The sequence below is a fragment of the Muricoccus vinaceus genome, assembly GCF_042433125.1.
GTDB classification, from domain to species: Bacteria; Pseudomonadota; Alphaproteobacteria; order Acetobacterales; family Acetobacteraceae; genus Roseomonas; species Roseomonas vinacea.
This window is the reverse complement of sequence record NZ_JBHLVZ010000094.1, coordinates 1-13561: the sequence shown is the minus strand read 5'-3', so window position 1 is coordinate 13561 and position 13561 is coordinate 1. Positions and strand designations below refer to the sequence as shown.

At 63.8% G+C, this 13561-nt stretch carries 13 protein-coding genes; 6 read left to right on the top strand and 7 right to left on the bottom strand.

Going from position 1 to position 13561, the window contains the following annotated elements:
* Positions 1–9: 9 nt before the first annotated feature.
* The 3 genes from ACFFIC_RS26795 to ACFFIC_RS26785 form a co-directional block, all read right to left on the bottom strand.
* The gene (locus ACFFIC_RS26795; RefSeq protein ID WP_377056212.1) at positions 10–312 is read right to left on the bottom strand and encodes a hypothetical protein; all 303 of its coding nucleotides are present in this window, start codon (positions 310–312) and stop codon (positions 10–12) included.
* Between the two features lie 307 nt (positions 313–619).
* Complete coding sequence (locus tag ACFFIC_RS26790; protein ID WP_377056210.1) at positions 620–1876, bottom strand: LPD7 domain-containing protein; 1257 nt, start codon at positions 1874–1876, stop codon at positions 620–622.
* A 29-nt stretch (positions 1877–1905) separates the two neighbouring features.
* Complete coding sequence (locus ACFFIC_RS26785) at positions 1906–2253, bottom strand: hypothetical protein (RefSeq protein ID WP_377056208.1); 348 nt, start codon at positions 2251–2253, stop codon at positions 1906–1908.
* 1579 nt (positions 2254–3832) lie between these two features.
* On the opposite strand from ACFFIC_RS26785, the gene ACFFIC_RS26780 reads away from it, so the two are divergent.
* Complete coding sequence (locus ACFFIC_RS26780; protein WP_377056206.1) at positions 3833–4087, top strand: hypothetical protein; 255 nt, start codon at positions 3833–3835, stop codon at positions 4085–4087.
* Between the two features lie 973 nt (positions 4088–5060).
* Here ACFFIC_RS26780 and ACFFIC_RS26775 read toward each other — a convergent pair.
* Positions 5061–5366, bottom strand: a complete 306-nt coding sequence (locus ACFFIC_RS26775) for a hypothetical protein (RefSeq protein WP_377056204.1) — start codon at positions 5364–5366, stop codon at positions 5061–5063.
* A 783-nt stretch (positions 5367–6149) separates the two neighbouring features.
* Between ACFFIC_RS26775 and ACFFIC_RS26770 the strand changes: the two genes are divergently transcribed.
* From ACFFIC_RS26770 to repC, 3 genes are all read left to right on the top strand, one after another.
* Positions 6150–6434, top strand: coding sequence for a ribbon-helix-helix protein, CopG family (locus tag ACFFIC_RS26770; protein WP_377056202.1), 285 nt, complete (start codon positions 6150–6152; stop codon positions 6432–6434).
* A gap of 183 nt (positions 6435–6617) precedes the next feature.
* Positions 6618–8849: an AAA family ATPase gene (locus ACFFIC_RS26765; RefSeq protein ID WP_377056200.1), complete on the top strand. Its 2232-nt coding sequence runs from the start codon at positions 6618–6620 to the stop codon at positions 8847–8849.
* On the top strand, positions 8842–9915 hold the full coding sequence (gene repC / locus ACFFIC_RS26760; RefSeq protein WP_377056198.1) for a replication protein C, IncQ-type: 1074 nt from the start codon (positions 8842–8844) through the stop codon (positions 9913–9915). The genes ACFFIC_RS26765 and repC overlap by 8 nt, the downstream gene beginning before the upstream one ends.
* A 33-nt stretch (positions 9916–9948) precedes the next feature.
* Here repC and ACFFIC_RS26755 read toward each other — a convergent pair whose 3' ends face one another.
* Positions 9949–10563, bottom strand: coding sequence for a helix-turn-helix transcriptional regulator (locus tag ACFFIC_RS26755; RefSeq protein WP_377056196.1), 615 nt, complete (start codon positions 10561–10563; stop codon positions 9949–9951).
* 156 nt (positions 10564–10719) lie between these two features.
* The gene (locus ACFFIC_RS26750; RefSeq protein WP_377056194.1) at positions 10720–11409 is read right to left on the bottom strand and encodes a recombinase family protein; all 690 of its coding nucleotides are present in this window, start codon (positions 11407–11409) and stop codon (positions 10720–10722) included.
* A gap of 233 nt (positions 11410–11642) precedes the next feature.
* Between ACFFIC_RS26750 and ACFFIC_RS26745 the strand changes: the two genes are divergently transcribed.
* Both ACFFIC_RS26745 and ACFFIC_RS26740 read left to right on the top strand, forming a co-directional pair.
* Positions 11643–12416 carry a hypothetical protein gene (locus tag ACFFIC_RS26745; protein WP_377056192.1) on the top strand — a complete coding sequence of 258 codons (774 nt, stop codon included), beginning with the start codon at positions 11643–11645 and terminating at the stop codon, positions 12414–12416.
* A gap of 156 nt (positions 12417–12572) precedes the next feature.
* On the top strand, positions 12573–12770 hold the full coding sequence (locus tag ACFFIC_RS26740) for a histidine phosphatase family protein (protein WP_377056190.1): 198 nt from the start codon (positions 12573–12575) through the stop codon (positions 12768–12770).
* Between the two features lie 62 nt (positions 12771–12832).
* Here ACFFIC_RS26740 and ACFFIC_RS26735 read toward each other — a convergent pair whose 3' ends face one another.
* Positions 12833–13519: an NYN domain-containing protein gene (locus ACFFIC_RS26735; protein ID WP_377056188.1), complete on the bottom strand. Its 687-nt coding sequence runs from the start codon at positions 13517–13519 to the stop codon at positions 12833–12835.
* Positions 13520–13561 lie beyond the last annotated feature (42 nt).

Sequence of the window (13561 nt, the reverse complement as noted above, 5' to 3'; positions counted from 1 at the left end):
AGTCCGGCATTAGACCGGGTGGGCGGGGATGCCGAGGCGGGTGAGCGTTGGCCAGTCCTCGGGATAGACATGGACCGGGCCGCGATAGCCGCCGGCCGTCGCGACGAACTTCTGCAGGTTGCGGAAGTCGTTCCAGGTCCGAACGCCCTCTCTCCTTCTCTTGAGGAGCGGCAGGTACCCCGAGCGGCCAGCGAGGCGGAAATAGAGCTCGTATTCGCCCGCGCGATCCAGGAGGACCACGACGACCCTAGATACGCGGGCCTCCCCGCGCTCGATCCCTGCGCGCAGTTCGGCCTCTGTGATCCCGTCCACCGCCGCCGCTTGCAACAGCCTACCGTCCCCAGCGCCCGTAAGTTCTTCCGGGTTAAGGGATTCACACGGTTGCGTAAAGGCGAATGGGCGAAAACGCGGAGGTTCGGTTTCTTGGCCCGGCTCGGCTCCCATCGCCCCCCCTTACAAAACTTCATGGCTACGTCCTTCCGCTACCGCTCGGCACACCGACGTTTGGCGGTGTCCGTAGGTAACCGGAAATTAGTAAAGTCGGAAGTTTGAAATGACGAAATATCGGTTTTTCGTCATCACGACGCCGAGAGGAGGCTGCCCTTACGTCCGATGCGACTCACCCCAGTGTCGATGGGCGGCGTGAGGCCAGCTCGCCAGCAGGCGAACCGGCCCAGTCACGCTGAGCCCTCTGCACCCGACGCTCGATCTCCTGGATCTCGGCTGATAGATCGCGCTGCCTGAGTTGGGAGAGTTCGGCCACCAGCCACGAGCGATCCAGCACATCGCGGATCTCGGCGGCGCCCTCCGGTGACGCTAAATGTCGCGCGCGCTCACGGTGGAAGGCCGCCGCCTCCTCCAGCGCTGCGACGGCAGCCTGTTGGCGGGTCTCCAGAGCCTCAGCGTTCCGGCGCCACTGCTCGCCGGCGCCGCCTAGATTCATCCACCTCGTGAGAGCACCTGGCCGCTCCGCCTGGTGCTCGGCCAAGGCTCGTGCTGAAGCGTGAGCGTCACGCTTTGCCTCGCGCAGCGCCGCCTCAGGCTCAGTCAGGAGGCGCCGCCGGGCATCGGAGGCCGTCAGTGGGGGGGCATCCTCTGCTGCCCTACGGAAGCGCTCGCGGGCATCCGTGGCTTGGCGGCTCATTGCTGCCAGCCATGAGGTTCGCTCTGCCTCAGACGCCTCCGGTCCCGGTATTGAGGCGATCTGCCGACTAGCGGGCGCTTGGCGCCGCCGCGCGAGTTCCTGAGCTCGTGCTTGGCCCAACAGTTCAACCGTCCGCGCGTCCGGAATGGGCGACCGGCGCAGCTGATCCACCGGATCGGCCTTCCTCTCCGGCTGCTCCTGCCGGACCTGGGTATCCGCGTCTGCTGGCGCAGGCTTGGTCTTGAGGGCATTGCGGCTGCCCTGCGCCGCTGCGGTCGTCGAGAGGACGTTTGCCAGGGACATGCGCGGCCGTCCCGCCGGCGCAGGAATGCCCGCTGTACGCTTGCGAGCCGCTTCTTCTCGTTCCCAGGCCGCCCGGACGGCAGCTGGAGGCTGCCAATTGGTTACCTCGATGCCGCGCCTCTGGGCGGCTAACCACATCGCCGCCTTGGCCTCTTCGTCGCCGTCGATGTCGATGTGCGTCCATCCGTGGGCGGATGCCAGCGCCATCATCGTGCGAGCGGCGGCGTCCGACATGTCGGACGCCTCGATCAATGCCCCATTGTCGCGAATGCAGGTGCCGTCGTGGAGTAGCGCTTCAACGTGGTCAGCGGCCGACCGGACCCATGCCAAATCGCCGGCAACAGTGGAGTCGATCTGCCCCGCGTAGAAGGCCGCGATAAGCGTCAGTTTATAGGTCTGCCGGCCGGTCGGTGCGGCTGACCGCACCACGGCGACGTCGGCCCAAGCCGTACGTGCCTTTAGTGGATCTCTGAGGTGTCTGGCGGCATCTCCTCGGACGTCTCGGGCAAGGCCGCGGAGGCGGTCGAGGGTGCGGCGGCGGCCTTGCTTGGCAAGCGCGTCTCTAGTGCGGAGAGTCTCAGTCCGAGCGCGGCGGTTTCCTCTCTGTGCAACCGGGTCGTTTCCACGATCGCCTTCTGCGTGGCCAGCATTTCCTCGAGCAACCGCAGCATCGTGTCGAGCGGGCTCTCCTCCCCGTCCCGCTCCTCCTCGTCCAGCAGCGCCTGCAAGCGATCTACGCCCTCGGCCGCTCGGCGCAGGATTGCCGAATCCTCCGGCGGCAACAGCGGTCCGGCCGCGTCCTCCATCGGCAATTCCTCCGGTTCCCACGGCACTGGTTCCCAGGGCTCTGGAGCTTGGGACGTGGATCCGGTCTCCTGGCTCCTGAGTTGATCCAGTTCGTCCAGGTCCCGTGTCTGATCTGCCGGCATTGGTAAAATCCTTTGAGGTGCTGAGGAGCGCGACCAGGCGAGCCGCGCGCGTGGGGTGGGACAAACCGTCGCGCAGCCGAACCTCGGCGAGGCGCGAGGCAGGAATACGGGGCTCCGCCAAGGTCGCTACCGGCGTTAGGGCGGCGCTTGCCAGCCGGCGGGTCTCTGCGGCAGCGGCCGCCAGTGAGGCCAGGTGCTGGGGATCCGCGCGCAGCAGGCTTCTCTCCGCCCGGCGCATCGCCCGTCGCCGCTTCCGCTCGTCCACAGCCTCGGGGGCAGCCGCGGCCGGAGGGGGCAGCAACGCTGCTGTGGCCAGGTCTCGCACCTCCGTCGCCTGCTTTGCCAAGGCAGCGAGGCGGGCTGAGGCCCCCCCTGCCAGGAGGCGCTCAGCGCGGCGTGTCGCCGCGCGGCCCGCCCTTCCCGGTTCAGCGCCGGAGCGGGGGTCCTGTGCCCCTTCAGCAGCTCGCCTGCCAGATGCCGCCTCGGCCGCGAGGCGCGCCAGGTGCTGGGGATCCGCGCGCAGCAGCTTCCTCTCCGCTCGGCGTACTGCACGGCGTCGCTTCCGCTCGTCCGCAGCCTCAGGGGCGGTCGCAACTGGGGGCGCCAGCAACGCTGTATTGGCAATGTCCCGCACCTGCGCCGCCTGACCTGCCAGAGAGGCCAGGCGGGCGGGGTCGGCTCCTGCCAACAGGCGCTCAGCGCGGCGGGTTGCCGCCCTGGAACGCCTGCCTGGCGCCGGCGCTACGGCATCGGGTGCCAACGGCTGCGGCTGGTGCGCGCGCTGCATCGCCTCATCGACGGTCGCCCGCCACGCCTCAGCCGAGAGGCCGGCTTGCTGGCGAGCCTCCCGCAGGTACCGGTCCAGGGCCCCGAGGTCCTGCCCCCCCACGGAAACCGTCCAGACGCCCGCCTTGCGCCCCTGCTGAATGGTAACCCCAGCATCGCGGAGAGCCGCCAAGCGGGCGGCATCTCCGTCCGCGCTTGCCCACGCGGAGGCGACGACAGCCCTGGCTTGGGCGACGGATAGCCCCTCCCGCTCTGCCCGCTGGTGCTGAGCAGCCGTGAAGCTCGATGTAGGGCGCGGGGACCTGGCGGTTGCGGCAACCTGGGCTGCTAGGTCGTCCCGGCCTTCGGCGAGCAAAGCCCGCTCAACCGCGCGCCCCCACCGGCCCGTCACCAGACCATGTCCCAACCGGATTTCCGCCATCCTGGCGATTTTTTCCTGGCGCGGGCGCAGCCAGCTACTGTCCAGCACGCGCCCGGCAACGGGATCATATTCTGGCACCAGCACGTGCCAGTGGCGGCCGTGCGCCTGGCCGTTTGGCCCACGGGCCCGGCGCTTGGCATGTTCGATGATGGTGGCCCTGGCGGGGTCGAACGCAAATTCCTGCGCTAGTGCGTCGACAACTTGAAGGGCCTCCTCTCTGGTTGTCGCCTCCCGCGGGGATACTTTGAAATGGCGCACGCCATATTTGACCTGAGCAGCCATGGCGTCAGCGACCATGTCGGCGACGTCCTCGCGGCCGCCGCGGAGGACAACCACCTCCTCGTTTTGCGCGCCCTCGAAAACATGGGCGACGACGGACTTGCGGCTGGCTGGATTGGCAAGCAGTCGGCTGGCCTGGATAATCACGGCGTGCGCCGCGGGGCCAGCACCGCGATCCCCTTGGTGATGGCCGCCCGCAGGTCGGCCAGTTCCCCCCTCGCTTGAGCCAACGTAGCATCAACCCCATCCACGTCCGGCGCTCGACCCGCGAGGGCATCGACGTGCAGCCGAGTGGCAACCTGGTCCAACAGGTTGCCAATCCCTCGGTTCAGCTCGGAGCGGAGGCCAGCGAGTTCCGCACGCAGAGCTGCCGCTTCTGCGGAGCGCGCGGGCAGAGATGGAGCACCTCGAGCAGCGTCATCGAGGATGTCCCGCGCCCACGCCGAGAATGCCCGCCCACCTCCGCCGGCAGCCGTGCGCCAGGCCGCACGCTGCTCCGGGGTCGTGCCCGAGATCTTCGCGATGTCTGCCCGACTAGGCATCTGACATCCTCAGACCGGCGCCCCAGGGGGCGACGGAGGCCCGCAGGAAGCGGGCCGGGGGTGGTGCAGGAGGGGGTCTCCCCCACCTGCTGGGGTCCACGGGGCGAAGCCCCTGGCCGGGCTGGCGAGTGTGGTCACAACGGAGTTGTGGCCACACTCGCCACGCCTGGCTAATCGGATGATGCCCGAAAAGAATGAAACTCGGGTCAACCCGAGACGAACGGCTAGACTCTGCGCCCATTCTGACCCGAGGCCGCCGGCCTATGCCGGCGCCCTCGGGCGCCCGGGCTCAAGGCTGCAGCGCTGGTGGCGAGGGCAGTCCGGGCGCGCTGCGCTGGGTTTTCACCCAGCGCTCCCCGCGCGCACGACCGATCCGCCTGCTGCAAAAGAAGGGGCATTGAGGAGGCGCTTGGGGCAAGACCAGCCCTACCTAGCCCCACGGTGTGCCCATCGTGGTGCCGGTGCGTTCCCACCCGTTCTACCCCCTCCGGTGCACCCCACCCTACGTCGTTTCGGTTGTGATTCGCGCCACAGGTGCATTGGTGTATGCGAAGTGGTTGGCGGGACTTTTACGGACAAATGGCGGGCAAATGGCGGACCAAATGCAGCCAAACGACGGACTGAATACGGACAGGCGGAAGCCAAGGGGCGGAGGCTTAGCCTGCCAACGCGCCTGCCACGAACGTGCCGGCGGCCAGGACTGCACCCGCGATTAGGAAGGCGGCCCCTTCGGTCTGGTCGTCGTATGCGTGCCAAGCGGCAGCGCCGACGGCGAGGAGCAGCGCGAATGCAAACTTGGTCTCAGTTTCGATGTGGGAGGCGATGACGAGGACCAATCCGCCGACCGCGACCAGTGCAGCGAAGCCGCGAATTTTGGCCTTGATCTCGTCTGGGATCTGGGGGGCAACGATTAGGAGCCCTACAGCGGCCGCGGCCGCGAGCATTAGACTGAGGCTGGGCATGGTATCTCCGTGGGTGCGTGTGAAACGGGAGGGAGGTCACCCATCACGGGGCGCCTATCATCTCACTTCGCTGCGGAGGCCTCTTCTGCCAAGGCAACTCCAGGGCGCCCGGCAATGAAGGTCCTGCGCCCTTGGCGGGCCCGCCTGAGTCTCCGTTGCCGAACCTGGGTCAACTGCTAGGGGGCAGAAGCGGAGCCACTCCTTCCCTCTCAGAGAGGCTGCGACCCGCTTTTGCGGGCGCGCAGCCTCTCTGTAGAACCTCTTAGAGAGGTCTACAGAGTCTATTAGGTTGGCGCGAAAAATCTCCTCGAAGGGCTCTTTAAACCCCTGAAATCAGATAGTATTTTGATGTTCGTTGCGTTCCGGGAACGTGCCTGCCTTGACGGGAAAACGTCCCTGCCTTGACGGGAAGACGTCCCTGCTTTGACGGGAAAACGTCCCTGCCTTGACGGGACAAACGTGCCTGCCTTGACGGGACCGACGCGCCTGCCTTGACGGGAAAACGTCCCTGCCTTGACGGGACATGCTAGAGAAAACGAACGCATCAAGAACTTTGCTGACCAGGACAACTCAGTACCGCCAGCACACTACCAGGAGGCCTTCCTTACCGGCCGCTGGGGCCCTCGAGTAAGAGCAAGAATGCCATATTTTTCAGTGAATTGCACAAGATGTCCCTGCCTTGACGGATGGTGAAGCTGTGCAAATCGCTGGGCGAGCGATGGATTGTCTTGCACAATCAGTGCGGGCATATCATGCTGTCATGACACCATATGGACATGGCGGATGAACCGATCATCGACGACCGTCCCGTTCGCAACTCAACTAGATGTCGATCTGACTGAGGCTCTCCGGGTCGCTGCTTTTGAGGAAGGCCGGTCGATGAACGAGATCCTGGAGGAACTCGTGCGCCAGCACCTGCCTCACCAGTACCTGGTTGCTGGGCGGGATCGCGCTGCGCGGCTCCAGGCCGAGGGGCGAATGCCAGCTCGCACTCGAATTCGAGGGAAAACTGGCAGTCGCCAGGAGGTCGCTGCTGCCCAAGGTTGCGCGAGGCCGGCAAGCGGTTAGCTCAACGAAAAGGCCCAGCGCTGCAGCGGGAACTGCGGCGCCGGGCCTTCTGTGACAAAAGCGGACGGGTGGCTCCGTCCGCGGCGCCAGAGGGATGGAGATATCTCCTAAGCGCCGAACAAACAACGGGAATCGGCGCCAGTGCCTACACAACAATTCGATCATTCTGTTATCGACCTTAAAATGGTCTTTGACCCCCTTTGGGAGGTTGCGGGCCGCTACGTCCGGCTCCAGCGGGGAACCAAGGAAGCGCGTGGACTTTGCCCGTTCCATGCCGAGAAGAATCCCAGTTTTTACGTCTACCGAATTGACCAGGGCGCCGCCCATCAGAGGTTCGTCTGCTTCGGATGTGGAGCCCGGGGCGACGTTATCGATTTCCTGTGCCGGATTGAGCACCGCGAAACCAAGGACGTGATCCGCGAGATCCGTGACCAGGTCGGACTATCGCGCGCCCCATCGCGGGAGGCGCTAGAGCGGATCGCGCGGCGCAGGCAGGAGGCAGACGCCCTCCCTCCACCGCCAGCACTCTACGAGTTCGCGGAAGAAGTGCCGGCTGGGGTGCCGGATCTGTGGAACCCAGCCGGCGGAAAGACCGCGCCTATCTTTGCGCCAAAGAACGATCCTCGGGAGCCAGGTGGCAAGCCGTGGCGCATGGAGTTGCCGGTTGACAGGGTTCATGAATACCGCGGCTGGCGCGGCGAACTGCTTGGGTATGTTGTTCGTACCCCGGCGAAACCCAGCACCGGCAGGAAAAAGTCCACTCCTCAGGTCGGCTGGGCTCGAAACATCAAGCTCGCGGATGGCAGCGTCAACGAGGGGTGGTGTTTCGGGTCTTTTCCCGTTCCTCGTGCTGTATTTGGCGCGTCCGCAGTCTCTGCTGCACGCGACGAAGGCCGCCCGCCTCGTTACCTCATCGTCGAGGGCGAAAAAAACCAGGAGGACGCTGCACGAGTACTGTCAGGTGACGACGATCGCACCGTTGTCAGTTGGGTCGGAGGAGGCCAGGCCTGGGCCAAAACCGACTGGGCGATCATTGCCGAGGGTGACGTGGCCCTCTGGCCTGATAACGATCCAGAGGGCGACGCAACAATGGCCGCTCTGGGTGCCCATTTGTGGTCACTAGGCTGCAGATCCCTGAGTTGGATCCGGCCGGCCGCTGGCAGGGGCAAAAAGTGGGATGTGTCCGACGCGCTGACAGCGGAGAAGTGGTCACCTGACCGACTGAGAGCCTTCATTGCCGACACCGCATACCCGTGGTCACCTGCTCTGGCCGTGTCCGTGGGGACTGCGGAAGGAACAACGCCGGCCGTGGTCGCCCAGATCTCGTCCGACCAGGCGATCGCAGATCGCCGCTTGAGCAACGCAGAGCGCGCCACCTTCGGTGCAACGCGCAAAAACGCTCTTCTCATGTTCGAGAGTGTACCGCCAGAGCCGGACGATACCCTGCCTGGTCTGCGCAGGAAGAGTGTTGGATCAATCATCGGCGCCGGAGGGGTGGGCAAATCCTACGCTGCGCTGCAGACCGCATTGAGCATCGCTGTCGGCTGCGATCTGTGGGGACTGTTTGGGCCAGCCATGTCACCCTTGAAGCAAGGGCGAGTGCTCTACGTGAACGGTGAGGACGACGAAGAGGAGATTTGGCGCCGCGCTTACGCCATGAAAGCTGATCTTGTGCGCCGATATGGTGACGTTCAGTGGGAGGCCTTGGTTCCTTACATTGAGCAGAATCTGGTCGTTCACTGCACTGTCGGGACAGACCTAACGCTCGCCGAACTCAATACGCTCCAGCGGCTAGCCATGGTCCAACAGGGCGCACTCTTTCCGGCATTGATGGAAGTTGCCGAGGGTACTCGGCTCATCATTCTCGATACCACGAGTAAAGTCGCTCCAGAATTGGATGAAGCAGACTCCGTGCATATGACGGCTTTCATGCGCTACTTGGATCGCTTGGCGCGCAAGACGGAAGCTGCCGTCATTTTCGTCCACCACATGAACAAATCCTCCCAATCTGGCAAAGGGGCCCAAGGGCAAGGTGCTGCTAGCGGGTCTCACAAAATCACCAACAATGCGCGTTGGCAGCTCAACATGTGGGGCATGTCGGAGGAAGACGCCTTAGATCGTGGCGAGGATCCGGAGACGGCCTGGTCCTGGGTGGGAACTAAGCGGGTTAAGGCCAACTACGTCCGCGGATCTGCGGCGCTGTGGTGGCGCCGAACTGACTGCGGATTGCTTGAAGGCAGCGAACCTCCGCCGCCTACAACACAGGAACGCACGGCCGCAGAGAAGCGCTCCACGTTGCTGCAGCATGCAGTGTCCCCAGCGCATGTCACTGGGGCCAAGGTGTCGACCTTGAAGCCGTCGGGCGGTAGCAAGGCAGGATTCACCTCGATGCGGGGAGGGGTGTTCAGTGAGTGAGGTCGTCGCCCTACCACCACTGCCACGCAAAGACCCTTTCGCGAAGGTTGAACGGGGTATCGCTCTAGTCGACGGCCTGTTCCGCCCATTGAAGGACAGGAATACGCGGGCGGAGCCCCTGTTCGTCGTCTATGAGGGCGAGCGCTACCGCTTTGAGTTCCGCGGACACGAGGCATTAGACATCCTAGATGAATCCGTGCTCTGGGCCGTAGTCAGTGAGTGCCACAAAGGGCAGGAGCTTCCCGCTGGCGCGACGGGCGAGGTCGGAAGGACCTTGCGCGAGGGTCAGCAGGCATCAGGCTTTGCAGTAAACCGCTCCTCGCTGGCAGTTGTGACGACGGACAACGCCTTACTAGAGCTGCTGGGTCTCTCTGATACAGGAGGCAACCACAAGACGCTCCAGCGGTCGCTTAAACGGTTGAGTGGCGTGACCGTCTGGGTTGAGGACAAGGTTTCTGGTGATCAGGGATCGATGCTCCTTTTGTCAGTCGCTATGAGGCCGAAGCAGCGCAAGGTTTACCTAGCGTTGCATCATGCTCTCGCCGAGGCTGTGCTGGGTGACGCGAAATCTGTACGCTTGAGCTTGCGGGAACGTAACCTGCTCCAAGCGGATGCTTCCAAAGCCTGTCACCGGTGGGTGGCGGCCTGGCTCTCAGGTACGCCGACGTGCGCTCGAATTAGTATTTCGAGGTTGGAGAAACACGTCTACGGCAACGAGCTGGAGGAAGGGGCCCCGGCCAAGCGGAAGCGCTATCTAAAGTTGCGCGCGGCTCTTGAAGAGATTGGCAAACTACCGGGCTGGATGGTCGTGCCCCTGGGGGTCCGTGGCAACGTCACCTACGCGATCTATCGGCCTGACGCAGTCGTTGCACTCGATGTCGCCGAGGGGCGAGCTGAGCCACCGAAGATCCCGAGCGAAATGGTGGGTTGGGTGAGGGCAGCAGGCGTTCCGTTCCTTGAGAGGAGTGAAGATCTGCTTGGGACGACACATTTGGTCGGCGTTAGACGCCCAGCACGTAAACCTGTCACCCCAAGGCGGACAAAGGGGCGTGCGACGGCATCATAGTTGGCAGATCTCCGGAATGCCGCGCATCCTAGATCACCCCGCCAACAGGCCGTGCAGCGGCTCTTTAACGGCGGCTGCGAGCCGCGACATTGTTTCGATAGTGCTGTTGGCAACACCTCGCTCAACCGCACTTAGCTCCGATTGCCCGATGCCGGTTAGGCGGGCGAGCTCTACCTGAGTGAGCCCGCGCCGTTCCCGCGCTTTCCTCACGTTCATGCCGAAGATCACCTTCTCAGGGTGCTTTGACCGCCGAGGGCGGCGTGCAGGCGTGCTTACCTGCACTGCAGGCTCTGGCACCTTATCAACCGGTTTGCGTTGAGGTCGGCGCGCAGGTGCGCTTACCTGCACTGCAGTCTCAGCCACTTCACCAATCAGGCTGCTGGCGTCCAGGGCCTCTTGCGGCTGTGGCGGTTGTGGGTTCGAGGCGGGGGCGCCGGCATTAGCAGCCGCCAGGACGATCTGCTTCCGCTCAATCAGCCGCCCCCACACCTGGCTGAAGCTGGGGCCCGGGTACGGGCTACCATCCGCCCGGGCAACACCCACCTTAGCGGCTGCTAGGGCGATATCGTCCCAGGTAAGCCCCTCCTCCTGGCGCCCATGATCTACGTCGGCGGCCTCGCGCCGCAAGAAGCGGGCGATGTCGCCCAAACGGCCGCGCCCTCCCCTACCCCGCGCCACTCTCTTCCCCTGTGCGAGCCAGGTGCGGATGGCGCCTGTGCTAGGTGCTGGCTGAAGTCCAGGCATGATCTCGATCTTCCACGATGTGCTTGCGCATCTCAGTCGGCGCCAGATACGGCGCGAGCGTCAGGCTGGTATTCGGGCGAGGACGCGACGCACTGTCTCGGGACGCCACGGCGAAACACGTCCAGAGGGCAGAGGTACGCCACGAGCAGTAAGTGCACCGGCGAGATCCCGCAGCGTGGAGGCGCCGGCCCCGCGAGCTGCATCTAGATAAGGACGCACCTCAACTGCGCGTCGGTGGGCCATGGCTGACCAGGCGCTGCGAGCATCAGCTGCGGTCGCGCTATTACCCGGTTGCAGATGAGGGTTACCGAGCCTCACGCCCCGTGCCTTTGCGGCAGCGAGGGCAGCCTTGGTCCGCGCCGAAGTGGCGCGTGCTTCTTCCTCGGCGACGAGCGCCATGACGCCAATGGTGAGGCGATTTGCATGGGGCATGTCGGCCGCGACGATCTCGACGCCAGCCTTCTCCAGGCCAAGGAGAAAATGGGCGTCGCGTGCTAGGCGGTCGAGCTTGGCGATCAGCAGCACGCATCGGCGCAGTCGGCACTCAGCGAGCGCCAAGAGAAGCTGTGGCCGGTCGCCCCGACGGCCGCTCTCCACCTCCTCGAACGCCGCGAGGACGATGCCGCCGTGCCCCGAAGCGTGCCTGGTGACGGCCTCGCGCTGAGCGTCCAAACCCAAGCCGGAGCGTCCCTGCTTGTCGGTGGAGACACGGTAGTAGGCAACGTAGCGGGGAGATGAGGCGGCACTCATCCCTCCACCATGCCCTTTTTACCCAAAATTCACAATCTGAAAGGAGCGTTTGATAAAATGTGACTCCGAGGTTAAAGCCTAGAGGCCCGGTCTGTTCGGATAGATAGCATATAGATAAGCAATAGTTGGTTAGTTTGCCGGTTGGTTGGTTGGTTGGTTGCGAAGTTGGTTTATTGGTGCTTTCTTCAAACCTGCGGGGTAACGTAGCCGTGAGGGCGATGAAGGGGGTGACCATGAGCGAGATAGCTAGTGAGGTGCGCGGACGGGGCGGGCGCCGGCCGGAGGTGACAGACGAGCAGATCCTGGATGCCGTTCGACGGCTCAAGGACGCCAATGCGCCTGTAAACGGATGGTCGCTCCGCCGGATGATCGGGCGGGGCGGGCCGGACTATCTAGACACACGCGCTAGCCAATTGGCTGATGCCGATAGGCAAAACAGTCAGGACGAAACAGCTAACGACCACCTTCTGCCACCAGGCCTGGGCGAATTGACGGACCAAGCCATTGCGTCCGTCGCCACACACGTCCGAGGCGCGCTGCTGGCAGGCTTCCGGCAGATTCAGGCCGACCTGCACGCAAAGTTCCAGAGCGAATTCGACCAGTTGCGTGTTGAGCGCGCGGAGCACGCCCAAAAGCTGTTGGATGCGGGGGACGCTCTGGAGAGAGCGGACGCTGAGCGGACGGAGTGGGAGAGCCGAATTGCCGCGCTCAGCCAGGCCGCTACCGACGCAGCCCGAGAAGCGGCCGTGGCAGCCGCTGGCATTAAGCGCGCTGAGGGTGAGGCAGCCCATCTGCGTTCCGAGTTACACGAGGCGACGCACAAAAGGCTGACTGCCGCGCAGGCAGAAGCCGAGGCGCGAACTGAGCTCAAGGCAGCGCGGGCTGAGATCGAGCAGCTGCGGCAGGAGCGAGCGGAGAGCGCTCGGCGCATCGAGGAACTCGCCTCCCGTGCAGGCGCGGGTGATGCGGCGCCCGCAGTGCGGTCTAGCCGGAAAACCGCACGTTGACCTTTCAGCGTGGCCCATAAGAGGACTACCGGTGGGGCGGCTTTTTCTTCTCGTCAGAAGGCCACCAGCAGTTAGGTCCCGTTAGCGCCTGAATCCTTCACACGATGGCTACGTTCTCTGGCTTTTGGAGAACGGGACGGCGCTGACAAACGAGCAGTGGGCTATGGCCTACGGTCGACAGCCCCCAGAGAGGGGGACATCGCCATCGTCTCCCATGGCGGCGTTGGGGCGCTGCTGCTCTGCCACCTCAAGGGCGTGCCGATCAGCCGCGCCGAGGACCAGCCCGGAGCCGGGGGAGGCTGCGTCTACTCCTTCGACCCTGAAACCCCGCCCTGCTCTCCGGCTTGCGGCTGATCGAAAATTAGAGGTTTTGCTGGTTATCGAACCCGTAGTTAACTCTGCAACATACTCTAGCTTTATGAGTGAGCTAAGACCAGTCGCATAAAAGTTCGGCGGAGGGTGGTGCGCTCTGGATCCGAGAGAGAGCTTTGTCCGTAGTGAAGGCGGCCAATCCTTAGCAAGGGGCGATCATGTTCGGACGGCACTTGGCTGTTCGATGCGAAATGGGACTTTAGTGTTGCAAGAGTTCCAGGATCAAAAGCGGTAATCATAGGCTCAATGAGAGCTTCCAAGCCACTATTTGCAACTGCGCTATTGGCTGTGGGCGATGAAGGTGGCGAGTAGGCAAGGAATGACCGAATTGCCGACACGTCCCACTCGGTGGTCGTATCAGCTTCTTGCATAAGGGAACGAGATTGATTCGCCCTGGATGGTTCAATTCCGACAAGATGAACCCGGACACCAAACTGCTGTGCCAGTACCACTCCTACCCTTACATCCTCATCGCCTGATAGGAGAACGGCATCAGTGATGGCGTGGTTACGGGCTAGCTCAGCAAGGTCTGTGATAATAAGGGCATCCACCCCTTTTTGTTCACCGGCAGAATTTATTTGACCAAGCCTGACCTTAATATCATTGGAATCGGCAAGGGCAGATTGTTCTGGGGTGGGACGGCCGAGGCGCATGGCGTCGTACCAGTAGATCCGCAGAAGAGGCAGATCACAGGTGGTTTTAGCGACCGTTCTTAGCTCGAATTTGGCCATTTGAGTCGGGGAGAGGCGGCGGAGCGGGCTGACCGGCTAGGG

What these genes read in the sequence shown, in the direction of transcription:
- ACFFIC_RS26785 (WP_377056208.1), bottom strand. Translation starts at nt 2,253, where the DNA reads ATGGAGGACGCGGCCGGACCGCTGTTGCCGCCGGAGGATTCGGCAATC.
- ACFFIC_RS26780 (WP_377056206.1), top strand. Translation starts at nt 3,833, where the DNA reads ATGGCGCACGCCATATTTGACCTGAGCAGCCATGGCGTCAGCGACCAT.
- ACFFIC_RS26775 (WP_377056204.1), bottom strand. Translation starts at nt 5,366, where the DNA reads ATGCCCAGCCTCAGTCTAATGCTCGCGGCCGCGGCCGCTGTAGGGCTC.
- ACFFIC_RS26770 (WP_377056202.1), top strand. Translation starts at nt 6,150, where the DNA reads ATGAACCGATCATCGACGACCGTCCCGTTCGCAACTCAACTAGATGTC.
- ACFFIC_RS26765 (WP_377056200.1), top strand. Translation starts at nt 6,618, where the DNA reads ATGGTCTTTGACCCCCTTTGGGAGGTTGCGGGCCGCTACGTCCGGCTC.
- ACFFIC_RS26750 (WP_377056194.1), bottom strand. Translation starts at nt 11,409, where the DNA reads ATGAGTGCCGCCTCATCTCCCCGCTACGTTGCCTACTACCGTGTCTCC.
- ACFFIC_RS26745 (WP_377056192.1), top strand. Translation starts at nt 11,643, where the DNA reads ATGAGCGAGATAGCTAGTGAGGTGCGCGGACGGGGCGGGCGCCGGCCG.
- ACFFIC_RS26735 (WP_377056188.1), bottom strand. Translation starts at nt 13,519, where the DNA reads ATGGCCAAATTCGAGCTAAGAACGGTCGCTAAAACCACCTGTGATCTG.